Source organism: Nostoc linckia z4, from assembly GCF_002608075.1.
Classification (GTDB): Bacteria; Cyanobacteriota; Cyanobacteriia; order Cyanobacteriales; family Nostocaceae; genus Nostoc; species Nostoc linckia.
On the sequence record NZ_LAHA01000012.1, the window covers coordinates 22,583 to 43,913 of the forward strand.

The 21,331-nt window shown below is 47.2% G+C and carries 33 protein-coding genes; 16 read left to right on the forward strand and 17 right to left on the reverse strand.

From position 1 onward, the window contains the following. Nucleotides 1–10: 10 nt before the first annotated feature. From VF06_RS12430 to VF06_RS12470, 9 genes are all read right to left on the reverse strand, one after another. Nucleotides 11–460, reverse strand: a complete 450-nt coding sequence (locus tag VF06_RS12430; RefSeq protein ID WP_099068906.1) for a hypothetical protein — start codon at nucleotides 458–460, stop codon at nucleotides 11–13. A 2-nt stretch (nucleotides 461–462) separates the two neighbouring features. Next, complete coding sequence (locus tag VF06_RS12435) at nucleotides 463–651, reverse strand: hypothetical protein (protein WP_099068905.1); 189 nt, start codon at nucleotides 649–651, stop codon at nucleotides 463–465. Further along, nucleotides 651–2,402 (reverse strand): hypothetical protein, encoded by a 1,752-nt coding sequence (locus tag VF06_RS12440; protein ID WP_099068904.1) that lies wholly within the window; start codon nucleotides 2,400–2,402, stop codon nucleotides 651–653. The genes VF06_RS12435 and VF06_RS12440 overlap by 1 nt, the downstream gene beginning before the upstream one ends. Next, complete coding sequence (locus tag VF06_RS12445; RefSeq protein ID WP_218964534.1) at nucleotides 2,399–2,674, reverse strand: hypothetical protein; 276 nt, start codon at nucleotides 2,672–2,674, stop codon at nucleotides 2,399–2,401. Before VF06_RS12445 ends, VF06_RS12440 begins: the two co-directional genes overlap by 4 nt. A gap of 114 nt (nucleotides 2,675–2,788) precedes the next feature. Beyond that, complete coding sequence (locus tag VF06_RS12450) at nucleotides 2,789–3,580, reverse strand: hypothetical protein (protein WP_099068902.1); 792 nt, start codon at nucleotides 3,578–3,580, stop codon at nucleotides 2,789–2,791. A 118-nt stretch (nucleotides 3,581–3,698) separates the two neighbouring features. Continuing rightward, a complete protein-coding gene (locus VF06_RS12455) occupies nucleotides 3,699–3,974 on the reverse strand; it encodes a hypothetical protein (RefSeq protein WP_143861772.1) in 276 nt (91 codons plus the stop codon). Further along, nucleotides 3,929–4,258: a hypothetical protein gene (locus VF06_RS12460; RefSeq protein WP_099068900.1), complete on the reverse strand. Its 330-nt coding sequence runs from the start codon at nucleotides 4,256–4,258 to the stop codon at nucleotides 3,929–3,931. Before VF06_RS12460 ends, VF06_RS12455 begins: the two co-directional genes overlap by 46 nt. Then, the gene (locus tag VF06_RS12465) at nucleotides 4,233–4,592 is read right to left on the reverse strand and encodes a hypothetical protein (protein WP_099068899.1); all 360 of its coding nucleotides are present in this window, start codon (nucleotides 4,590–4,592) and stop codon (nucleotides 4,233–4,235) included. The genes VF06_RS12460 and VF06_RS12465 overlap by 26 nt, the downstream gene beginning before the upstream one ends. A gap of 106 nt (nucleotides 4,593–4,698) precedes the next feature. Next, nucleotides 4,699–4,998, reverse strand: a complete 300-nt coding sequence (locus VF06_RS12470; RefSeq protein WP_099068898.1) for a hypothetical protein — start codon at nucleotides 4,996–4,998, stop codon at nucleotides 4,699–4,701. 180 nt (nucleotides 4,999–5,178) lie between these two features. Here VF06_RS12470 and VF06_RS12475 point away from each other — a divergent pair, with 180 nt between their 5' ends. After that, complete coding sequence (locus VF06_RS12475; RefSeq protein WP_244918123.1) at nucleotides 5,179–5,436, forward strand: hypothetical protein; 258 nt, start codon at nucleotides 5,179–5,181, stop codon at nucleotides 5,434–5,436. A 527-nt stretch (nucleotides 5,437–5,963) separates the two neighbouring features. Beyond that, nucleotides 5,964–6,806, forward strand: a complete 843-nt coding sequence (locus VF06_RS12485; protein ID WP_099068896.1) for a sigma-70 family RNA polymerase sigma factor — start codon at nucleotides 5,964–5,966, stop codon at nucleotides 6,804–6,806. A gap of 56 nt (nucleotides 6,807–6,862) precedes the next feature. Here the strand turns inward: VF06_RS12485 and VF06_RS12490 are convergent, their stop codons facing one another. Further along, entirely contained in the window at nucleotides 6,863–7,489 is a 627-nt protein-coding gene (locus VF06_RS12490; protein ID WP_099068895.1) for a hypothetical protein, read from the reverse strand. Nucleotide 7,490: 1 nt separating this feature from the next. Beyond that, nucleotides 7,491–7,811 (reverse strand): hypothetical protein, encoded by a 321-nt coding sequence (locus VF06_RS12495; RefSeq protein WP_099068894.1) that lies wholly within the window; start codon nucleotides 7,809–7,811, stop codon nucleotides 7,491–7,493. Between the two features lie 262 nt (nucleotides 7,812–8,073). On the opposite strand from VF06_RS12495, the gene VF06_RS12500 reads away from it, so the two are divergent. Next, complete coding sequence (locus tag VF06_RS12500) at nucleotides 8,074–8,925, forward strand: tyrosine-type recombinase/integrase (RefSeq protein WP_099068893.1); 852 nt, start codon at nucleotides 8,074–8,076, stop codon at nucleotides 8,923–8,925. On the opposite strand, the gene VF06_RS12505 is transcribed toward VF06_RS12500, so the two are convergent. Next, complete coding sequence (locus tag VF06_RS12505) at nucleotides 8,922–9,458, reverse strand: helix-turn-helix domain-containing protein (protein ID WP_099068892.1); 537 nt, start codon at nucleotides 9,456–9,458, stop codon at nucleotides 8,922–8,924. The two genes, VF06_RS12500 and VF06_RS12505, sit on opposite strands and share 4 nt — an antisense overlap. A 246-nt stretch (nucleotides 9,459–9,704) precedes the next feature. Here VF06_RS12505 and VF06_RS12510 point away from each other — a divergent pair, with 246 nt between their 5' ends. The 5 genes from VF06_RS12510 (at nucleotide 9,705) to VF06_RS12530 (ending at nucleotide 12,773) form a co-directional block, all read left to right on the forward strand. Continuing rightward, nucleotides 9,705–9,899: a hypothetical protein gene (locus VF06_RS12510; RefSeq protein WP_143863034.1), complete on the forward strand. Its 195-nt coding sequence runs from the start codon at nucleotides 9,705–9,707 to the stop codon at nucleotides 9,897–9,899. A 1-nt stretch (nucleotide 9,900) separates the two neighbouring features. After that, nucleotides 9,901–10,263, forward strand: a complete 363-nt coding sequence (locus VF06_RS12515) for a hypothetical protein (protein ID WP_099068890.1) — start codon at nucleotides 9,901–9,903, stop codon at nucleotides 10,261–10,263. Between the two features lie 95 nt (nucleotides 10,264–10,358). Continuing rightward, complete coding sequence (locus tag VF06_RS12520; protein WP_099068889.1) at nucleotides 10,359–10,835, forward strand: hypothetical protein; 477 nt, start codon at nucleotides 10,359–10,361, stop codon at nucleotides 10,833–10,835. A 122-nt stretch (nucleotides 10,836–10,957) separates the two neighbouring features. Then, nucleotides 10,958–12,418: a hypothetical protein gene (locus tag VF06_RS12525; RefSeq protein WP_143861774.1), complete on the forward strand. Its 1,461-nt coding sequence runs from the start codon at nucleotides 10,958–10,960 to the stop codon at nucleotides 12,416–12,418. Nucleotides 12,419–12,545: 127 nt separating this feature from the next. Further along, on the forward strand, nucleotides 12,546–12,773 hold the full coding sequence (locus tag VF06_RS12530; RefSeq protein ID WP_143863036.1) for a hypothetical protein: 228 nt from the start codon (nucleotides 12,546–12,548) through the stop codon (nucleotides 12,771–12,773). 38 nt (nucleotides 12,774–12,811) lie between these two features. On the opposite strand, the gene VF06_RS12535 is transcribed toward VF06_RS12530, so the two are convergent. Then, complete coding sequence (locus tag VF06_RS12535; protein WP_099068886.1) at nucleotides 12,812–13,030, reverse strand: hypothetical protein; 219 nt, start codon at nucleotides 13,028–13,030, stop codon at nucleotides 12,812–12,814. A gap of 55 nt (nucleotides 13,031–13,085) precedes the next feature. On the opposite strand from VF06_RS12535, the gene VF06_RS12540 reads away from it, so the two are divergent. The 4 genes from VF06_RS12540 to VF06_RS12555 all read left to right on the forward strand — a co-directional run bounded on the left by VF06_RS12540 (nucleotide 13,086) and on the right by VF06_RS12555 (nucleotide 17,995). Beyond that, nucleotides 13,086–13,358, forward strand: a complete 273-nt coding sequence (locus VF06_RS12540) for a hypothetical protein (protein ID WP_099073039.1) — start codon at nucleotides 13,086–13,088, stop codon at nucleotides 13,356–13,358. 59 nt (nucleotides 13,359–13,417) lie between these two features. Further along, nucleotides 13,418–13,732, forward strand: coding sequence for a hypothetical protein (locus VF06_RS12545; RefSeq protein WP_099068884.1), 315 nt, complete (start codon nucleotides 13,418–13,420; stop codon nucleotides 13,730–13,732). A 111-nt stretch (nucleotides 13,733–13,843) separates the two neighbouring features. Next, nucleotides 13,844–15,913 (forward strand): phage portal protein family protein, encoded by a 2,070-nt coding sequence (locus VF06_RS12550; protein ID WP_099068883.1) that lies wholly within the window; start codon nucleotides 13,844–13,846, stop codon nucleotides 15,911–15,913. 18 nt (nucleotides 15,914–15,931) lie between these two features. Beyond that, on the forward strand, nucleotides 15,932–17,995 hold the full coding sequence (locus tag VF06_RS12555; protein WP_099068882.1) for a hypothetical protein: 2,064 nt from the start codon (nucleotides 15,932–15,934) through the stop codon (nucleotides 17,993–17,995). Here VF06_RS12555 and VF06_RS12560 read toward each other — a convergent pair. From VF06_RS12560 to VF06_RS12570, 3 genes are all read right to left on the reverse strand, one after another. Further along, on the reverse strand, nucleotides 17,985–18,344 hold the full coding sequence (locus tag VF06_RS12560) for a hypothetical protein (protein WP_099068881.1): 360 nt from the start codon (nucleotides 18,342–18,344) through the stop codon (nucleotides 17,985–17,987). The two genes, VF06_RS12555 and VF06_RS12560, sit on opposite strands and share 11 nt — an antisense overlap. Before the next feature lie 72 nt (nucleotides 18,345–18,416). Next, a complete protein-coding gene (locus VF06_RS12565; RefSeq protein ID WP_099068880.1) occupies nucleotides 18,417–18,881 on the reverse strand; it encodes a hypothetical protein in 465 nt (154 codons plus the stop codon). Further along, nucleotides 18,878–19,075 (reverse strand): hypothetical protein, encoded by a 198-nt coding sequence (locus tag VF06_RS12570; protein ID WP_099068879.1) that lies wholly within the window; start codon nucleotides 19,073–19,075, stop codon nucleotides 18,878–18,880. The genes VF06_RS12565 and VF06_RS12570 overlap by 4 nt, the downstream gene beginning before the upstream one ends. Nucleotides 19,076–19,276: 201 nt before the next feature. Here VF06_RS12570 and VF06_RS12575 point away from each other — a divergent pair, with 201 nt between their 5' ends. The 4 genes from VF06_RS12575 to VF06_RS12590 are packed head-to-tail and all read left to right on the forward strand — an operon-like array spanning nucleotide 19,277 to nucleotide 21,062. Further along, nucleotides 19,277–19,486, forward strand: coding sequence for a hypothetical protein (locus tag VF06_RS12575; RefSeq protein ID WP_099068878.1), 210 nt, complete (start codon nucleotides 19,277–19,279; stop codon nucleotides 19,484–19,486). A 4-nt stretch (nucleotides 19,487–19,490) separates the two neighbouring features. Continuing rightward, a complete protein-coding gene (locus tag VF06_RS12580) occupies nucleotides 19,491–20,264 on the forward strand; it encodes a phage head morphogenesis protein (protein ID WP_099068877.1) in 774 nt (257 codons plus the stop codon). After that, on the forward strand, nucleotides 20,261–20,788 hold the full coding sequence (locus VF06_RS12585) for a DUF6464 family protein (protein WP_099068876.1): 528 nt from the start codon (nucleotides 20,261–20,263) through the stop codon (nucleotides 20,786–20,788). The genes VF06_RS12580 and VF06_RS12585 overlap by 4 nt, the downstream gene beginning before the upstream one ends. Further along, nucleotides 20,778–21,062, forward strand: a complete 285-nt coding sequence (locus VF06_RS12590) for a hypothetical protein (protein ID WP_099068875.1) — start codon at nucleotides 20,778–20,780, stop codon at nucleotides 21,060–21,062. The genes VF06_RS12585 and VF06_RS12590 overlap by 11 nt, the downstream gene beginning before the upstream one ends. Here the strand turns inward: VF06_RS12590 and VF06_RS12595 are convergent. Further along, the gene (locus tag VF06_RS12595; protein WP_099068874.1) at nucleotides 21,059–21,322 is read right to left on the reverse strand and encodes a hypothetical protein; all 264 of its coding nucleotides are present in this window, start codon (nucleotides 21,320–21,322) and stop codon (nucleotides 21,059–21,061) included. The genes VF06_RS12590 and VF06_RS12595 overlap by 4 nt on opposite strands. Between the last annotated feature and the right edge of the window lie 9 nt (nucleotides 21,323–21,331).

Below are 21,331 nucleotides of genomic sequence, written 5' to 3' on the forward strand. Positions count from 1 at the left end.
TCCTGTAATTTCATAGTATTTTTCTTTTCCTTTGGAATAGTTTAGAAATTGCCCTACCGCAATGCAAAATTGTTACCCAAAACCAAAATTTCAATCTTAAACGCCAAGCTACAGATGCAATGTTGTGATTATCTAATCCGCCTAATTGTTTCCAGATTTTGGTGTAATGGACACTATTGGGGCGATCGCTTCTACCGTAAACATTATGGTGGCAGTTCTCGCACACCGGGAAGGCATCATAGCCAATAATTTCGCACCCTGAAACTGATTTTTTAGGTGCATGAAATAATAAAATTCCAAATAAACGACGTACAGGACTGCGGCTGTATTTTACGTGATGCACGTAGACCGCCCTACCGTGGAAGGGATTGCAGGTGCAAAATGGCATGAGCCGCAATCCTCGCTTACATGTTGAGCGCCAATTATCGGCATACTCAAATGTTGTTCTTGCTCGATTCATGACTAGTTCGGATAATCTAAATCTAAGTTTTTGATAGCCTCTTCAATAGATCCAAACTCATTGATTAAGCCGTTTACTATTTCATCATCTGTAAAATTGTCAACATCACTTGGCTCTTGAATATCCAAATAGGAGCCACTGCAATCCTTTAGCCAGTCTCTAGCATTGAGAATTTGATGTTCGGTAAGCATTACTTATTTCCTTCCTCAAACATTGCTGACAATTCACCGTTATCAAAGTTATTTATCAACCAACGAAACAAAGTCTTTCCATGAACCGAATACGATCGCGTGGGATGATTTTTGTTTTCTCCACACTTCAAAACCTGCCTGATAATTTCTCGCTGCGAAACACCCTCATTAGCCAAATCACGAATCTGATTAAACAAAGTTTCTGCTGTGGTGTCGGGGTAAAATTCGCCAACCTTGCGTATTGTCCAACTAAAAGGCTCAATTTCATCTTCTGCACCATTAAACAGGCGCTCGTACTCGTTATATTCACCCCGCATATCTGGGACGATACCCAAAATAAACTGCCCGGCATCGGCGTTGGAGGACAAAATCATTGGGCGCTGCTCTTGCACCGATAAGGCTTTGGCTTGGTCGAACACCTTCCGCATCCGTTCTCGCTCCCTACTGTCAGCGATAACGTGGTGATTAGCGATCGCCTGGCTGATGATTTCATAGTTGCCTTGATTCTTTTTCAGGTTACGGAAAGCCTGATACATCAAAATCACGCCCGTTCGCCCACCTTTTGACGACAGAAATTTTAAGTCGTCAATATTCGATGACTGCGTACCGACATAGCCAGCAACATTTAGCTCCCGCCCATTAAACACAATCTCTGCCATGCCTGCGTTGAAGGCATCGCCCAAAGAGATTTTTTGGAATGCTCCAGACTCCTCTGGATAGCGAACAATTTTTTTGCTCAGCGATGAACTTAGTAACTTCTGCTGAGACATGAAATCATCCAAAATCAAAATTACTGGATTCGCTTCACAGTATTCTTCTCTTTCGGACTTGGGCATTGCTGCCCGTTGCCGCAATTCTGTAATTACTTCCAGAAAAATTTCGTAGCAATCATTAGAGTCGGCATTGAGTCGCCCGACTTTAGCCCCAGCAAAGTGATCGTTCTTCATGGCGATCGCAAAAAGCCAGAGCTTGTCGCCAAACCGCTTTTTCTTGCGCCCGATGACGACTCCCATCGAAACGGACTTTCCCGCTCCCGGCGTCCCCAAAAAAATCAAGCTTTGACTGGTTTCGATTAAAGCGTCTATCGCTCTTGAACCAGCGTCTATAAGCTCCTGCAAGACGTTGGTTTCTACTGGTTGGAGTAAAAGTGTGTCGCCACTGGCAAGTTCTTCTGGTGGCGTTTTGTCGGATGGCTCTACCTGAACTACGGGACTGGAACTGGAATCAGATGCTGCAATAACGGACTGCTGTGGCTTTTCCTCCAAGGCTAAAATTTGGGCTGCCAGTTCGGGGTTTTTCTCCAGCAGCATTTGAGCGTAGCCATCAAGCAGTTCTTCTTCAAAATCCTTGTAGCGGATATCTGAAGCGAAAACCAGTTTCTTCTCTTCCTCTCCAGCTAAAATTTGCTGCCGCTTTTCTTCGAGGTCTTCGTCGATCTGTTCTTGCTTGGCTTTGAGCTTTAATTCATCCACTTCCAACCCCGACAAAACGTAGCCACCAGCTAAAAGAGCCAATGCCACCAACCCCAAAGACAGGCGCATCTTGCCGCTCCCTGGCAGAACAGTAGTATCCTGCGCCGTCTGTGGCAGCCGAGCATCAGCAGGAACGGTAACTTGCGTGCATGGCTTAGTAATCGCATCGCAGTATTGCTGTCTGGCATTGAAATAGCCAGACAAGCTACCTATACCAGCAATTACCCCGCACAGGAATAACGTAGTACTGGCGGGAGCATAAATCTTCTGGAAGCTCATTTGAGAAATGCCAAGAACAACAACATTGCGACCAAGACTCCCAAGCCCAAAAACCCGACTTGCCAAGTAGGCAAAATCCAATAACCCAACGTAATAGGATTACTTAGCGCCGTTACAAGTATGTCCCAAAAGGCAATGACGCTAAGCGCCATTGCTAAGCCGCTCAACCTCCTGAGCATTAACGTTTCCTGCGTCGGGTCTTCGGGCGGAATCAGTAACAACCAGCCAGCGATCGAAAGCTTGAGAGCAAAATAAATAATCCACCCGCCCACGAGCAGGCGGGAGAAGTGGCAAGCGCTAACGCCGAGCGCAAACCAAAACCCGTAAGCGCTGCCAAAGTGGACAACCCTCATCATCTGGAGGCGCTTCGATACTCTTGCCATAAACTACTTTCCTGCTAGAAATTCAAACACTGAATTGGTAGCGTTTCTACTTTTACCTAGCTCCTCTGGAACAGCAGCAGACTTCATGGGGGTAAAAGCTTTGGGGTTGGTTGTCCCGTATTGCATCAGACGCCGTAGTCTAGCCCGCGTGTCTAATACCGCAACCATCTCCACAGGCTTTTTGGTCTGTGGTTCTGTTTCCGCTTTCGCTGTCTCCTTCTCCTTATCAGCCTGGAGTTTTTTAGCATTTCGCTTTAAAGCTGCCTGGAGCTTGTGGTCTTGCAGTTCGACATAATTGCTAACGCCATTGTCAATTAGCTGAACCTCGTTTTTGCTATGTGCTTCACGCTTTTGGCGTTCCCCCAACAAGCCTTTATGGGACAAGAAGATATCCAAAACCGACTGGTCGATTTTGTTCATACCCGCTACGCCTTCTTTAACGCAGCGCTCCACAAATTCGTGATACTTGACGACGCCTTGAACGTAGTTGATGATGTTCTGCTCGATCGCTGGCAAATTATCCAGCAGAAAATTTAGTTGATCGAGCTTGTCAGCCATTGCGGCAATTTCGTTAGGAGTCATACCTGGCAATGCTGTCAGGAAATCCCCAATGCCGAAATATTCGTTCAATAACCCCTGCATTTCGGGGGCTGAATTAAATGATTTAATCAGCCCGCCTACGCTTGGCGCGATTGGGATGCTAGCCGCGTCAGTGCTTTTGTCAGTAGTATTTTGGGGGTTGCGAATGCTGTCAGTCACTGACGAAAAAGCTCCTTCTACCGACTTTTTAGCCATGTTTCACCTCCTGAGTAAAACGCCTTTGATCAAGCCCTCGGATTCTGCTTTTTGCAGTTTTAGCTGGGCTGTTAATGCTTCATTTTCTGATTCTCGATCCGCCAACTGCTGTTTGAGCCTACTGTTGTCTGCCCAAAGTAGAGCGATCGCCAGAACCATCCCCGACAATCCCAACAGGTCGAACAGGCTGAATTGTTTGTCTGCTGCCATCGTTTTGAACCACTAAATAACTGCTAATTAGATAGGCAGAAACTCCCAAACCAAGCACACCTAAAACAACTGCGAGAAACGCTGCAATATCGAGAAACTTGCGAATTCTATTCATATAAGCCAATAAGATTAACCATTCTATTTGTCGGCGGGCGGCAGGGCTTTGACCGGTCGCTCGTGCCATTCCCTCAATGCCTTCACTTCCTCCCCCAGCGTGTGCAATGCTCCAGTTTCAAATGATTTGAGCATTGCAGGAGCAAGCCTACCAAAATCACCAGTGGATAACCGTCCGATAACTTCTTGCACAATTTGAGCGCCTGAGAGGTCTACAATCTGGTCAGCGATCGCTGAATTGATACCCTCAAACCCTCTAACAGCATTCTGTCCTGTTTCTTGCCCTATCTCTTCAGAGTGCGTTTCAGGCTGCTTAGTCCCTGCTGCTTTATTTCTGGCATTTTTGTAGCTCATAAATCTCCTCCATTCGTCTGCAAATTTTCTCTACAGCTGATTCGTATTGGTAGCGTTTTACGAGTTTCCTGAACTCAAATAAAACTTCCAAAGTAGTTCGATTAAAACCCTCGTCCTGCGGCTCGAAAGTAAAGCCTTTTGGCTTAATTCCCATTACCACAAGACAAGATAAATCCCTTTTTAAAGTGCTTAACGACTTACCGTAAAAACGTTCGCAAGCAGCTTTTCTGGTCAGATGATCTACTTCTGGTGGCAGTACGTCGTCTAATTTTTTATCCGACCATTCATAAAGATAAATGTCTTGCCAACAGCGATAAGTCCACGATTGGGTCATGGTCTTGGTTCACAATTAGCTCACGAAAAGCTCACGAATTAATATTAAAAAAACCCGCATATAGCGGGCAACAGTCAAATCTGTATTACTTACAGCTAATGCTTATTTATTCGTCGACTTCTGTAGCTAATACAAGTTTCCTGAATGTACTGTTTTCTTGTAATCTTGCTGCAAGGTCGGCAATTTGTCTTTGTGTTTGCCTGGATGGCTGCGCTCTGTTCCCCATCCAGTTATCCACAGCATAGACAGTTACCCCTAACCAATTCGCTAACTCGTTATAAGTAAGGGGAAATTGACTCAAAAATTCCCTTGGGTGCATCAAAGGGAGAGGGACTGCACCGTAGATGCCTCTAGGCTTGGTACGACGGCATAGGGGCGTTTCAACATCTTGAATTTGTGCAATCATTAATTTGCCTCCAGCTAATTGGGGGAACTGCCTTCGGGTGGGAAGCGATCGCGTCTGGCTAAAGGGCGATCGCTTTTATGTTGGTCTTTCACTTTATAATACCTCTTAGTTACCCCTTAGATGGGGCTAAAACAAAAAAGCCGCGACTAAGGGGTAACTAAGACGTTGCGAAGAGGCAAAATGATGGAGACGGCAGAAGTTTATGAAGTGGAAGAGATGCCAAAGACAAATGCGCCGAAGATGATAAAAATAGACTTTTCAGTGCCTGAAAGTTTGCTTGAAGATGCACTGGAACTAGCCAAAGCAGAAGGATGGAATCCATCGGAATTGCATCGTGTTTTTTGGGAAAAGGGGTTTGCAGTCCACGCTGAAGGCAGTAACAAACGCTTAGTTAATAGGCAGCTACGTAAAAAACAGGTCAACAAAACTGATGAGTGATTACTGATTCCTATCTGGCGGATTCCGCCAGATAAACAATTCATACATTTATCCACAAATCATGAATCGCACTGAACTTCGCCAGAGACTTCAGCTTTTTCGCTCCCAAGGCTATTCCCTTCTCACGCCGCTCATCGCGCCTGAGTACAAGCTTAGGTGGGAATTTGAGCGATTGCAGGGCATCTCCACACGCGATCAATTAATAAAGCGTGGCTTTAGCAGACTTATCGCCATCTCTGAAGAGGGAGAAGAGAGAATATTTGAACTTAACGGAACATCTAGGAGATCCCCTAGATTACTGGAGGCTCATGGCGATCGCCTCATTGAATTCCTGCAAGATCCAATCTGGATAGGAAGCCTCGACTTCAGGGGATACATTTCCTTCGATTGATGCGATTGATGGATGAGCGCCACCAGTATTTTCTCTAACAAAAGAGAATTTAAAGATATTGTGTTGTCAGTATTGTTACTCTTTGTATTGTCTTAATCATTGCGCCACAAAAGTTTTATCGGCTGGGAGATAGGCAATGAAAGAGATATTTACGCTGTATAATCAAACACGCAGCCTCACGCTGCGGAACCATTTAGTCGAACTGAATATTGGGCTAGCCAGAAAAGTCGCTCACAACATGGTGGATAACTGCACCGAAAGCTACAAAGACTTACTGGGGCTGGCGACGCTGGGACTAATCAAGGCAGTGGAGCGTTACAATCCAGAGCAAAAATACTTCACTTCATTTGCCCTGCCCTACATCAAAGGCGAGATTTTGCACTTCCTCCGCGACAAAGCTTCCCCCATTCGCATTTCTAGGGGGCTGCATGAGATGAGTGGCAAGATCAAAAAGACGCGATCGCATTTGTCCGCTCAATTAGGTCATCGTCCTAGCGATGCTGAAGTGGCCCTTTTCTTGGGTGTTAGTAAGTCGCAAATCGACGAAGCTCTGGGAGCTTCACACAATCAAAAGTACATCTGGAGTCTCGATTCCAGATTGGATGACACAGACGATCTGACTTTGGGTGATACTCTAGTCGGGCAAGATTCGCCCCAAGACAGAACTGACGAGATATTAGGGAAGCTGAGAAGGGCGATCGCATCCCTGAAGAACCCGGCAATCGATCTCGTTTACCTTCAAGGTAAACACCCACGCCAAGCAGCCAGAATATTGCACACCTGCGAAGCCAAAATAAATGCCCTGTTGTGGCAGGGCATAGAAGAATTATCGAGCTTGGAAATTTGTGATTTGTCTGAGGCTGTGCAGATTGCTGCTGAATCTGAAGGACTGGAAAGTTTTGAATCATCAGCCGGATATCTGCTACCTAATGGGATGGCTTTTTTACATGATTGGCTTTACGGTCAGCTTGCTGCTTAGCAACGGCAACGGCGAGAAGGAGGTGGGGGAGTTTCATGGAGTCAGGGTATGGGGAACTAGGCTAGATTTCCCGATTGCTGAGTACTGAGAATTACGCAAGCCTTTAGATTGTGATTGGAGTTTGACAGTTCGCCTCGAATCCTCTCTTCTAGAGATCCTAGCCAGTCCATCCGATTCATTTGCGACTGCCAAGCCATGTCTGGCGTTTTCGCGGAATGGACTACTTGAAGACTTCGTAGTGCCACGCCCCGGACAGCACGCTTTGGCGCGAGATCTCTAAGCGAGAAGTTTTGGCAAAATCCCTGTAAATCCACATCCCAGATACCAACAGGACGATTGCTGCCATCATGCCCAAGCCGGAAAATCGCAAAGCGGTGCGTAGCAGGATTAGACGGATAATCAAAATGTCCCAACCTGACAACGGTTCCATCGAATTCCCCAACCAGTTCTGAAAATAACTCTGGGAGATAATCAAGTGTGATGAGGAAGTCGCATTCGTCGGCGTAGCGTGAGGTGATTCTGTAGGTGGCAATTCCGCCTGGAGTGCTACGCTCAAGGCGCAGGACAACAGTGAAGTTTCTATCCCATCGCATGAGAACTCGCGGGGAAGCGCGGCGACGCTTTTTCTTTGGACGGAATAATTCTGCAATCCATCGCTGTAATCTTTGGAGCCACATCCCCACATTACTCGCGCTCCTTATCTTTGAAAAGTTTGGATTGGAGGAGCCTTTGCTCCAACTTTTCGCTGCTCAAAAAATGTCCCAAAGCCAAGGCGATCGCGTCTGTGGGAAGCCCCAGGATTGCGGCAATTAGTGCTACACAAGGGTAAAAAATTGCGCCATTTAGTTCGCGGGTGGCGATGTCAAATTTCTCGAAACCAGAATTATTAAATTTCAAGGAAATATTTAGAGATTGGCCTACAAGCAGCCCGGTCAACACAGCGGCAAAGAGGTAGGAATAGCCCTTGCCAAGGCGAGAATTTTTTGGGGTTGGAGGGGAAGTCATGATGGCGAGGGCTGCACTACTTCGCTAGGGTTCCCTCAAAAACAAAACGCCACTCTGGTAAGCGGCGTTCAACCTATGAGTGTTGGATTTTGCTAGCGATAGCGGTCAGAGGAACTTGTCGCCGCGTATTATAGCTGCAAATTATAGCCCCACTTTTAATTATTTGCCCATTCAACATAACTGCACTTATGTTGAATGGGCGCAAAATCAAGGGTTTCACGTCCGGGAAATCTCAAAGGAGTAGCCTCAGTTTTACAATCCTTTGGGAAAACTCACTCCTCTAAATCCCGATCAAACTCTCGTCGAAATGTGGTTGCACAACCGCCCGGACTCCACCCAAGAAGCTTATCGGCGGGATGTGGATAATTTTTTTGGGTTTGTAGCCAAATCCTTACAGCAAGTCTCTTTGGAGGAATTGCAGGCTTACAGTACTTCTCTTGACGAACAAGATTTAAAGCCAGCGACCATCCGCCGCAAGCTCAACGCCATTAAATCGCTGTTTACCTTCGCCACCAAGCTCAACTACACCCGCTTCAATGTTGCCGCCGCGCTTCGCATCCCGAAGGGCAATCGTCTGTTATCTGGCAGAATACTCAAGCAAATTGAGGTACTCAAATTAATCAATCACCCAGAATTATCGGCACGCGATCGCGCCCTGCTCAAGCTGCTTTACGCCACCGGAATGCGGGTCAGCGAAGTCTGTAATTTGAAGTGGCAGGACTTCACAGAGCGCGATTCTGGAGAAGTGCAAGTTTCAATTGTGGGTAAAGGCGATAAGCAGCGGGTGGTCTTAGTGCCGCTATCGGTTTGGATGGAGGTGGAGGCACTAAGAGATAATTCTTCAGACGATAGGCCAGTGTTCTTGTCAGTCAGGGGCAAGGCTCTAGACCGCACGATGGTGCATTTGATTATTAAAGAAGCTGCGGCATCAGCCAATCTCGACCCTAAAATCAGCTGCCATTGGCTGCGGCACGCGCACGCACAACATTCCTTGACAAAAGGAGCGCCCATTCATTTGGTGCGGGATACTTTGGGACATAGCAACATTAGCGTGACAAATGTGTATTTAGAAAGTAATCCAGAGGACTCCAGTAGCAAGTATTTGGGGCTTTAGACGTACTCCTTGTCTCCAAACAAACACTTCGTGTACTCTCGTAAATCCTGGGGGCGAACCTTCCACCCTCTGCCCACCTTCTGCGCCCGCAGATTTCCTGTAGCGATCGCCTGCCGCAATCTGTACCGCGAGTAGCCAGTAGCTGCTGCTGCTTCCTCTAAATTCCACACCAACTTATTCCACAGCAGCGCCAATTTCTGACTAGAAGCAATAACTTCCTGAGTAGAAACAATAGCTTCCAATAGCTCCAGCACCCTTGTCGGTGGTAGTGTTGCTAGACCCCCGTTCGCGTTAGCGTCTCCGAAGGAGAAGACCTCCGACGGAGCAATTTCGGAATTGTTCGGGGCAACAAAAGACCGATGCACGGGCGTTTGTGAATCTTCCTTAAACGCCCTCAACTCCTCTTCGTTGTAAACGGCCTGTTTGCCGTTCTTAATTGGTACATAAGCAACACTTATCTTACCTGCCTTTACGTAACTCTCGACCGTGCGCGTCGAGATACCTAAAAACTCAGCGGCTTCCTTCTTGTTCACCCCCGAAGACCCCCGAAGACCATCGAAATAGCATTTTCGAGGGTTGGCGCAACACTGTCAAGTCGTCATTGGTTGATTTTGAGAAAGATTACGTAATTTTACGTAATACAAAAACAGGTGATATTGTATTTTTGCGCTTCTTGTAATGCGTTCGAGGTTGTTATAAAGATACAATCCTTCATTTCAAAGTAATATTAAATACAGCTTTAAATAAAAATGCGTATAAGTAACGAGTGCCTCGTGAGATTGTCAGAAGATTTTCCAGCTCTAGATAACGATATTTCGTATGCACTGCGTCTGTTGCAGGAAGTGAGGAAATTTCAGGAAGATTTGAAAACGATACCAGCAAGCGAGCGATCGCTTAATCTACTGGCGGTTTGTGAAAACTTTGACGAGATCATCAGCGGCGAGTTGAGGAAAGAGCTTGTGCTTGAGATCTAGAATGTTTGTACCGCAATCAAAAACGATGAATATGTACTACATTTTGGACGAGGGTGGAAATCCCGTATCGGCAACAGTAGAACAGTGGGGTTGCTGGCTTGAAGATGCTGGCATCCTGAGGATGGTTGATTTTACTCAGATCGGAGAAATTGAAATATCGACTGCTTTTGTGGGACTAAATTCGCATCCGACCAGCGATCGAAAACCTAAACTCTACGAGACAGCTATCTCAGGGGGATTGCTGGATGGGCATTCGTGGAAATATTCGACCAAGCAAGAGGCAATAGACGGACATCGGCAGGCTCTAAGAGAGGTCAGAAAAACTTTTGTAATGAATGACGCGCACCCCGCATTGAACACTTGATTTTTGCGTTAAAAACCAGTGCCGTATTTTACTCGCATAGCCCACCAGTAGGGAACTTTAGAAAAATACGGTGCGGTACAAAATGCGGATCTGCGGTGATCGATTCTAAGACTTGGGATAAAGCAAAAAAAGATTACACGACTGGCACGGAGTCGCTAGCGGCGATCGCCATGAGGTTTGGCATCTCTAAGCGTGCAGTTGAAAAGCGTGCCAGTGATGAAGGTTGGGCAGCTTTGCGCCAAGCACAAAATGGTCAGCAGCCGAAAAATGCTGTTCGCGCCTCTACCCCTATTCCCTATTCCCCGCCGTCGAATCGCCGCGACCTGCGAGAAATTGATGAAGTAGAAATCATTGACTGCGCGATCGCTTCACTCTCGTGTATTTTGGCGGGAGGAGGCGAAGATACTCGTGGTATCGGTGGGATTGCAACTGGCTTATGCCGCCTGATTGAATTGCGTAACAAGCTGGTACCCAAGACAGCGGCGGATTTGGCTGATATGGCAATGGCATTGGGCATCTCCCCCCAAGATTTTATCCGCGCCTTGAATGACCAATGCCAAAAGAAAGCGTAGCCGATAAGCGCCGGAGGGAGTTTGCCGAAGAGTGTGCAGCAGCGCTTGGACTAGTCCAAGGCGAAGATGACGCGGTTCCTTTTGCTGACTACGCCACCAAGCCAGTTGAATTTGTGCGTGAGGTGCTAGCCGTCCCAACCGTGACAGGTGAGCAAATCAAGATTTTGGAGTCAGTTAGGGACAGAGCAGAAACCAACGTCCAAGCTGCTCATGGTGTGGGAAAAAGTTTTATCTCGGCTTGTGTTGTGCTGTGGTGGGTGTTCGCTGTTGGCGGACTCGCCATTTCTACAGCCCCTACCGAATCCCAAGTCAAGCAGATACTGTGGTCGGAAGTCCGCAAACTCTATGACAAAAACAAGGTAAAACTTGGCGGGGAAAGGGGAGAGTTATTTTTAAAGTTTTCTGAGTCTGCCCGCGCCTATGGCTTTACTGCCCGAAACTATGACAGCAATAGCTTTCAGGGTAAGCACGCTGAAAAATTACTACTCATTCAAGATGAAGCGTGCGGCATCACTGAAGAAATCGACGATGGTTTTGCCAGCTGCCTAACTGGTTCCGATAACCGAGGCTTAAGAATTGGCAACCCCATAGTCGGCGGCACTCCTTTTGAAAAAGCCTGCGCTCGTCGGCACAATCGTATTTCAGCCTGGAGCCACATTAATGTTTCTTGGGCTTACGAAGAACACACCGATGGCATTCATCGCTTAAAACCAGATGTCGCAGCTGCAATAGTTGACTCGGTAACAGGCGATGTCTTGCCGCAGTCAGCGTGGCCGGACTGGTGTCAGCGCGATGTCATCCCCGGCGCTATCTCGATTGCCTGGATTGAAAAAGTCCGCAAAAAAGGCGAATCATCAGCATTCTGGCAATCTCGCGTTGAGGGATTATTCCCAGTTGATAGCGAACAGTCTATCGTCCCCCGCAGCTGGTTCCTGCAAGCCCGCGCTCGTTACGATGCCGATCCGCAAAAATGGGATTTCATAGCAGAACACCACCACTGGCGGCACGGGTTAGACGTGGGTGACGGTGGCGACGACCACGCTACTGCATCGTGGCGCGGCCCGGTGCTGTATGCTGTTGCTGTCATGCCAACCAAAGGCGATCGATTAGATGTCGGTAGAGCCGCAGCCCTTGGCGCAAAAGTGATAGACGAAAAGCCAGGACGGATCAACGTGGATATCATTGGCGTCGGCTCTGGCGCTTTATCCAAGTTGCTAGAGGGCGACTACCCTGGCGATGGTACGCACTGGGGAGAGGCGGCCGATGAAAATAGCTTGTTTGCGAACCTCAAAGCCGAACATTACTGGATGCTGCGTGAAGGCTTTAGGAATGAAGAGGTGGCGATCGCACCTTTGGGTGAAATCGAAGAAATGCTGATGGAAGACCTCGCAGGAACCTACTACGAGGAAACCACCACAGGCAAAACCAAGATTGAGGATAAGAAGAAAACCACTGCTAGACTGCACCGTTCGCCCAACGTTGGGGATGCTACCGTGCTGGGCCACAACGGCACTGGTGGGGTGGTTGAGTTTGAAAGCGTGGGCAAGGCTTCACGCGTAGGGTCGAGGTTGAGGGATTACTAGAGATATGTAAATCATCGCTACAAACTATGAAAGAAGACCTCAATCTACTAATGCAAATACTGAGGGAAAACGCACTTTTGCTAATGCAAATACTTGTGTTGATACTACTTTTTATTGATTAATGAGAGTGAAATACTTCAACTTCATAACAGAACTGTTCCTAATTGTCGTCCTAGCCCAGTGGCTTGGTTTTACCTTTAATCCCCAAAATACAATTTCTTGGACAAATGACGCTGGTGAAAGAATTGTCAATGATGGGGTGACGAGAACTGCGCTAGCTGTGATATTAGGCTTGCCTTACCTTTTTGTGTCCTACTGCCTTGTCATTGATGTCATTGATGAGCTTGGTGATTAATGCTTAGGGCGTTAGCGCACGTTGAGGACGGAGCCTATTTACTTACTCATCAAATCTCGCTCAACCGCCTCGCAAATAATTCGCCGCAGATATTTCACTCTCTCTTCTTGTGGAAGTGCGTGTAGCGCGTTATGGATGCTTTGTGGCAGCTTAACTCCCGTCACTTTTTTGGATAACGGCTCTGTTATTTCCTCTGTATAGCCTTTAAACTGTTGTTCGAGAAAGCCTTCAGTTTGCAAAGGTTTGGGATTACTCACGCTACTATTCCTGGTTAACTAGGGATAACCCCATAATAATCCCTAAAATTTATTTATGCAATTCTTGATATTCCCGGTTAACCGGGAATATAATGGATTTACAAGGGACAAAAACACTACCCCTTGTCAGGAGGTGAAGCGAATGACTCAATCCAATGGCGGCTCGAAAAAACCCAATCCTGAAGACCTGGAAGTTTATGAACCAGCTTCGGCGGAGGAAGACCATGTTGGTTATTTCAAGACCGACATTAAGGGCCAGGAGGGAGAGTTAGTTTCTGACGACGAACTCCCCCCTGAAATTAAGCCAGATGAGCCAGATGAGCGATAAGTAGCTCAATCCCCCAAGTCCCCACTTGGGGGCTTTCTTGCCTACTTGGAGTATAGCAAATGGACACAAACGTTTATATCCCAGATTACTATCGCGTGATTGAGCGCGTAGCTGGTGGATGGCATTTCAAGCAAGGCAAGCTGTTTCACAAAAGCTTGCCAATAAGCATTGATTTTAACGACTTTGAACTCCTGTACAGCATTTCCAAACAACAAGTAGCTATTGAGTTGTTTCGTCTTGAAGGTGGCAAAGCCGGTTACTACTTAGCAAATCTGCGTGAGAAAAAGTATTACTACTGTGGGAATGAACCTGAGGACGTGAAGCTCAAGCTGCGATCGCTCGGTATTGGACGCGACGATCCAATGTCCGCTTGAGGAGCTATCTGGCGGATTCCGCCAGATAGGAAACCGAGGGAACTCTAGATGAGTGAATTTTCATGATTCATGCACTAGCCGGGTTTCCGGCTTTCTTTCTCCTACATTCAAATGCCTTCCCTCCCCCGTAACTTTGACACAGAAATAGCTTCAGTCAAACGCGACCCCTATCTGCTGCTGCTGGGTTCGCGCTTGCTCAATCCTGATGACGTTCTCCAGGGGCGAGGCAAAGGGGAGTATAAAGCCTACGACGATTTACTCAAAGACGGGCATTGTTTCTCGGTACTGCAAAAGCGATATCTAGCAGTCATCGCCCGCGAGTGGTCGGTGGAACCCGCCTCAAAAGACAAGATTGACCAAAAAGCGGCGGACATGGTGAAGTATCATCTGCAAAGTCTTGCTAGCAGGGCCGATGATGATGATTTGCTGGCAACTGGATTTGACAGAACCTGCTACAACTTGCTTGATGCCACGCTCAAAGGCTTTAAGCCGGCAGAAATTCTCTGGAGTGAAGATGGCAAAGAGTTCTATCCCAACCAAATTAAAGCCAGAAACCAGCAACGCTTCAACTTCGCCATCAACGAAGCGGGAAAGTGGGAGCTACGACTTTTAACCCTAGAAGACATGATTGATGGGGAGGCTGTCACCAAGCTCTACCCTAAGAAGTTTTTCAGCCACATCTGCGGCGCTACCGATGATAACCCTTACGGTACGGGATTAGGGCGTACACTCTGGTGGAATGTATTCTTCAAAAAGCAAGGCATCAAATTTTGGTTGCAGTTCGTTGATAAGTTCGCATCTCCTACCGCAATTGGTAAATACAAGCGTGGAGCCACCAAAGAGCAAAAAAGTAGGCTGCTTGAGGCATTGGAAGCGATCGCCACCGATGCTGGCGTGATGATTCCCGAAGACATAGAAATCATGCTACTAGAAGCCTCTCGCTCTGGCAGTATAAATTGCTATGAATCCCTGTGCAAGTACATGGACGGGGAAATCAGTAAAACTGTGCTGGGCGAGACTTTGACCACTGAAATCGGCAGCAGGGGGAGCTACGCCGCTGCCAACACTCACAATGAGGTGCGAAAGGAACTGACTAAGGCGGATGCCGATTTGCTCTCCGACACCCTTAACCGCACGCTCATTAAGTGGGATGTGCAATTAAACCTGCCGGAAGCCAAACCTCCGCGTTTATGGCGCAACTTCGAGGAAGCAGAGGATTTGAACGGGCGATCGCAGCGCGACAAGACCCTATTTGACATGGGCTTCAAACTGAAGAAGGAAGCTGTAACTGAGATTTACGGCGACCACTATGAGGAAGTTGAGCAGGGTGGCGAGGCGACGGATGAGCAGTTTTTGGCTAATTCGGGCGTACAAGAGGCAGGGGGCGGGGAGCAGGGGGCAGGGGAGACAGAAGAAGACACTGCTGATATGTCAGAGAGCCTTAACTTTGGCAGCATCATTGACCGCGTGCTGAAGTGGAATGGCTTGGCTATCGGCGTGGAGTTCCTTCCCAATCAGGTGAGATTCCCAGGTCGCAAGCATTCCAAGAAACTGCGATCTGGTTACGGTCACATACGAGGTTACGTTGGGGCAGATAGTGAAGCGCTCGACTGCTATATCTACTCCGGGTTACTTGACGATGAACCTACCGGGAGCGATGCCCAAGGGCAAGATGCAAACCGTCAACGCATCTTTCAAGTCTCCCAGGTTTCGCTGGAGGATGGCGATTTTGACGAACACAAATACATGGTTGGCTACGCAAACCTCAAATCAGCAAAGGCTGCCTATCTTCAGGAAATGCCTGTTGATTTCTTTGGTGGAATTCAGGAAGTGACCGTTGAGAGTCTAGAACAGTACAAGCGTACTCAACCTGTTTCTCTTTCCACTTCCCGAAGTCTCCCCATTGCTGCTAATTTCGCCGAAACCGAGAAGGATGGAGTTGACCTGTACGCGGCTCAGCTACAAGAGCGTTCTGCACCCATTGTAAGTTCGTGGATTGAGCAGATACGGGGACTAGTGCAGGAATCGGAAAGTTTTGAGGAGGTGCGCGATCGCCTCTTCGACCTCTTCCCCAAGCTTAACACCACCGACTTCACCGAACTCATGGCACAAGCGATGATGGCAACCGAAGCTGGTGGCAGATTTGAGGTAATAAATGAGGCGGGAAATCTAGAGGCGTAATTCTCTTGGCTTTCTCTGATGTCGCTACAGTTCACCGAGTATGAATACAAGTTTGTCGGGCTATATGTCACGCGACTGCTGAGAGATCGTTTTGATTTTGCCGAGACCAGCGTCGCCAAAATAACTGACTCCCAATTGTTGCTAGAACTGCGGGACATCCTCGAAACCCAGTACCAAGACGGGATTACTGCCATACCTCAAGCCCAGTTAAATGAGGATGACAGCTTCTCTGGCATCTTCCTTGATAGGGTTAATTCCAAGCTGACCAAGCGATTTAAGTTTGAAATCAATGATGACGAAATTAGCTACAGTCTCGTCAATCCCGGCGACGTAGGGGACTTCACTGAAGAAGGGCTGGATTTCGCTCAAAAAAAAGCCAGTAATTGCACAAAAGGTATTGCTTGTGGCGGATCGTGCATCAGCGCCAAGAAAACCTGTAGAAAAAATGCAGACGCTCCAACCAAGAAAAAGATTTCTCAGGTAAGGACAAAGGTAAAGGGAGGAAGCTCAAGTCCGCAAAAAACCAAGTCATCAGGCGGAAGTGGTGGATTTCCCAGCGACCCCAGCAAACTAGAGGTCGTTAAACCCCTGGGAGGAAGCACTGGAGCCGTCTTAGTACGCGATCCCAAGACTGGAAAGCTTTTTGTCAGGAAAACTGGCGATAGTCCCGAACACTTGCGAAGCGAAGCGTCGGCCGATAATGCTTATCGAGCGCTGGGCGTTAATGTGCCCAAACAGAAGCTCTACGAAACCCCCGACGGCCCGGTGAAGCTGGCTGAGTACGTTGAGGGCAAAAGCATGAAAGAGGTGATAGAAAAAGGTACGCCAGCCGAGAAAAAAAAGCTCCTAGCCGAACTGAAAAAAAATTATACTGCTGATGCGCTACTTGGAAACTGGGATGTAGTTGGTCAAGAAAAAGATAACATCATCCTTGGTAAGGATGGCAAGGTCTACCGTGTTGATAATGGCGGTGCGCTTGGCTATCGAGCGCAGGGAGCTAAAAAAACTGACGAACAGTGGAATAAATACCCCACTGAACTTTGGTCGATGCGCGACAAAAGTGTTAATCCCCAGGCTGCCGAAGCATTTGCCGGGATGAAGCACAAGGAAATCGTGCAGCAGATCGACGCGATCGCAGTCAAACAAAAACAACTTTTAGCGGCCGTGCCGCCAGATGTCCGCGAAACTCTAAAAGGTCGGATTGAGGAGATGCAGCGAGTTGCCCAAATCAGCAAAACCTTGGAAGATGACGACTGGAACGACAACTACATCAGTACCTTCACCAAGCATACTGTAGGCATTCGCACAGTCGGCATCACTGGTAAATTGCCAAAATCTCTCAAAGGAGAGGGAAACGATGTGATCCTCAAAGACGAGAATGGCAAGGAATTCGACAATTTGCGTGGCAAAAATTCCACAATGAAAGATTTTGAAGAATACGTTCAAAAAAACGGAGGAAATTATGAAGTAGCAAGTACCTGGATGGACAAACAAGCTGGCTCTTCTTGGAGTGATGGCGCTCAGGCTTACAAATACCATCTAGCGGAGCAACGAGGTGGTAGCAAAGACAACTATTATTGGTCAGATGGGGAAGAATCCGCCAAGCAGGCATACAAAAAATACGTCAAAGAAGCAGGCGGACAAAGCAAATACAGCGAAACAATGGCAGCTTATCATGCTTTCAATTACGAGCTGCTAACGAAGACTGACTTTCCTAACAAAAATTCCGATGGCACAATCACGCTCGTGCGAACTGAAAATAAAGCCGTTATGGATATGTATGGACATAAGGTTGGCGATACCGATATCATCATGAAGCGTGGAGTAGCAGAGTCAACCTCTTTAGTTCAAGCAATATCCGTGTATGGCAATGAACTGACTGTGCAAAAAGTTCCACCTCATCGTGTTGTCGGCGTCTATTTTCATGAGCGCCATCCAGGGAAAGGAGGTTCTGCGTTCATGGGCGATTATGAAAATGAATTTGTAGCCATTCTGGACAAAGTACCTTTCAAATACACAAAAACCATAGATGCAGATGATGACGATGACGCCGGATTGCTAAAAACTTTGTTCAGTAATTAGTTTTGACAATATTTTTTACATTTTCTAAGTCAGGCTTATATTGGCTGTCCCACGCTTGAACATATTCTTTTTGTTGATATTCCTCTGGGATGTCTAAATCAACGCATTCAAAGAATAGAGAGCGAAAAACTTTTCTGAAATTGCTATCTTTTGGTTCGTACTGCAAATCATATTTGTAAAGCGATCGCTGCAACAAAAAGAATGTCGCCAGTAATTCCAGTGGTCGCAATCCCCATTGTTGATTTGAGAAGAAACTGTCTATTGCTTTCTTAGCGTCAAATCCAGTCTGCTGTTGGTATTTGTGTCCATCAAAACGCAAAGCACAAGTAATTAATATCTCATCTTCCATAATTTTTCTGTTAACTAGACTATTACTTTTATATTGGATTGAGCAGTTTAGCGCCATGCTCAGGGCAGTGTACTAGGCTATCTTCCTTGGTCTTCCGCGTTTGCGCTTCGGTACTGATGGGGTCTGTAGCAGAGTACCTGCAATCTGTGGCGACATTGACGCCAGAAGCGGAGGCAGGGGTGTGATATGCGCGGTTTTGACAACCTCTTCAGTATCACACAACCACGGATCGGGAATTGCAAATTTAGTGTGGGGTATGTCGTCGGGCAATGAAATGTTTTCAGGTTCAGGTTCGATTGGTTTGACTTCCTTGACGCTTGGCATTGGCACAGGGGGGAAGAGTCCGTTGATGAAGTCAAAAATCATCACAAAGATGAAAGCCCAAAACACGATTTCGATGGCATAGGTAAGTATTTCTTGCATGATGTAAATCCTTTGAGACTGAATGAGTAGTATGTAGAGTTTTGGTGTGATTAGATTTTTTTGCACAGATACTGCCATCTGTGCAGTGGGCAGGAAAATTCGCTGTAGTCTCACCCATCGGACTCGTATTCTTGGGCGTAGGGAACCATTTCTTGGTAATCTCTCCACAAACTCGCATTTTTTTGGATAATCAACGACTTTTCGCTCTGGTAGTAGCTGCTGGGAAAGGGTTTGGCGATGCCATTCCACAGGGCGATTAATTCTTCTTGGCTGTAATCTCTTTGTTGGCGGGTATCGATGTAGCGCATTTTTCTTTTGGGGAGGGGGGTTGAAGTGGTGTCCCTCGCCGCTCATGTACCTATCATAACAACGGTATACCGTGGTAGCAATAGATTTTACATGAGAATTTTCTATGGATTTTTAGCAAAAATCAGTTTTGCAATAAAGGAAGTTTATCACGGTATACCGTGGATGGTGGTAAAATAAGGAGGAGAATCGGATTAGTATTGATGGAACGCCCAATAGATAAAGCTAAAAGGGATGCAAGCGGTAGATTTGTTAATGAGCCAGGATCTATGGCGGATTCCCCTATCTGCGTAAAATTCACCACAGATGTAGACGAAATACTGCGAAGTCTCCCCAACCGCTCCGAAAAAATCAGGCAATGGGTGATTGAGGGATTGGAGCGAGAGGGGCTATTGCCACCAGGGGAACCATAAACCCATGCCAGAAACCATTGATCCCTTTAAACTACCATTTGATGAAGCGATCGCCTATTTTAAACAGAAATCGATTTTACCGTCCCTTGCCTGGGATGACTTTGCTGATGCGGCTGCTGATTATGCCTTTACGTTGGCGAACGTAACCTCCCTCGAACTCCTGGGCGATGTTTATCGCTTGGTTGCGAGTGGCTTAGAAAACGGCGACAGTTACGGCGAATTTAAGAAGGGATTTGACCATGCGATAGACAAGGCGGGGTGGAACCCAGCGAAGCGGCCCTGGCGGACTGCGCTCATCTTCAACCAGAACCTGAGGAACGCCTACGGGGCCGGACGCTACAAGCAGATGAGCGATCCCGAAGTATTAAGGCTTCGTCCATATTGGCAATGGGTACATCGCGATTCACGAGTACCTCGCCCCCATCACCTAGCCTTAGATCAAAAAGTCTTTAGGGCCGACGCTCCTTTCTGGCAAACCTGTTTTCCACCTTCTGGCTTTGGTTGCAGGTGTGGTGCGGTTTCCGTATCTCGGCGGGACATTGAACGCGAGGGCTTGACGGTAGATGAACCACCGCAAGAGACGGTGACTGTGGTAGATAAAGTGACGGGCGACAAGAAAAGAGTCCCTGCGATCGGTGGCAAGCCCATTGGTGAACCTGGATTCTCGACTATCCCCGGTGGCAGCGACCCCAGCCAAAAGCAAGCGATACTAGAACAGGCGATGCAAAAGTTACCGCCACAGTTACGGGAGCAGGTCAAAAGGGCTTTAGAGAAATGATTTCAATCAGACAGCGCAGGCGAAACCGCCACAAGATAAAAGCTGTACGAAGACAACCAACAATAAAGACCGTTTGCACCGGTTTCACTATTGAACTGACCGGAGTCAGCGAGGCTTTTGCTCAAATGAATAACACAATAGCAAAGCTGTCTGAAACAATGGCGCGTCCTGAGGTTCAAGAGGGGATAAGGAAGATGTGGCAGGATTTTGCGCGCCTTGTTCCAGTTGGAATTAGCCAGCTAGGACTTCTTGATACTGGAAGTCTTCGCCCTAGCTTCAACTTTGAATCAACAAAGAAAAAGCTTGTTGCAGTTCAAGAGGCTGAATTGCTTCGTCAATATGAATTGTATTGTCACCGATATCAGGTAGATCTGATTCGAGTAGATACTGAGGATGATTGCTTGGGCGATCCTTCGTGTAAGTTCAATGCGCGCAGGCGCAGCCCGCCGCAGGCATCGCCTTGCGTGCAATGCGCTGTAAATCCTAGTGGCAATTGTGGAGAGTGCAGTTTTTATGAAAGCTAAAGAACTTGCAGAGATTCTGCTTCAGCATCCAGAACTTGAGGTGGTTGTTACTGGGTACGAAGCGAATCTTAATCCGGTCAAAACAGTTATAAAAACAAAGATCAAAAAAGACCCCGGTCATGGCTCCTACTATGGGGAATACGATCATCTCGGCACTAGAGCGTTTTCAGAAAATTCTCAAGAGCCGACAACGGCGCTCTACATCGGCTATAGCGAAGGAGTAGGCGACGGAATTGATACTGTTGCTGGTGAAGTACTGATAAAACAGTCTTAGTACCTGTAATTCAACCCTGCCTCTAAACAAACAGGAAACAAACCTCGCGCTTCTTCCTCTAAAATCTTGGTTCCATAGTCAGCAATTGTGTCTAGCGTCCAATCTGCATTGCCTTGGTAAACAGCATAGTCATCATTGCTGCCAATGCGAGCTACATAACCAAACATCCCGTCAAAACGGTAGAGCCTAGCTCTAGGTTGTAAGTCGTCCAAGGTGGCGTTGTTCCATTGGATGTAATTTGCGTGGGGAACCGTAGTCATAGCGCTTCA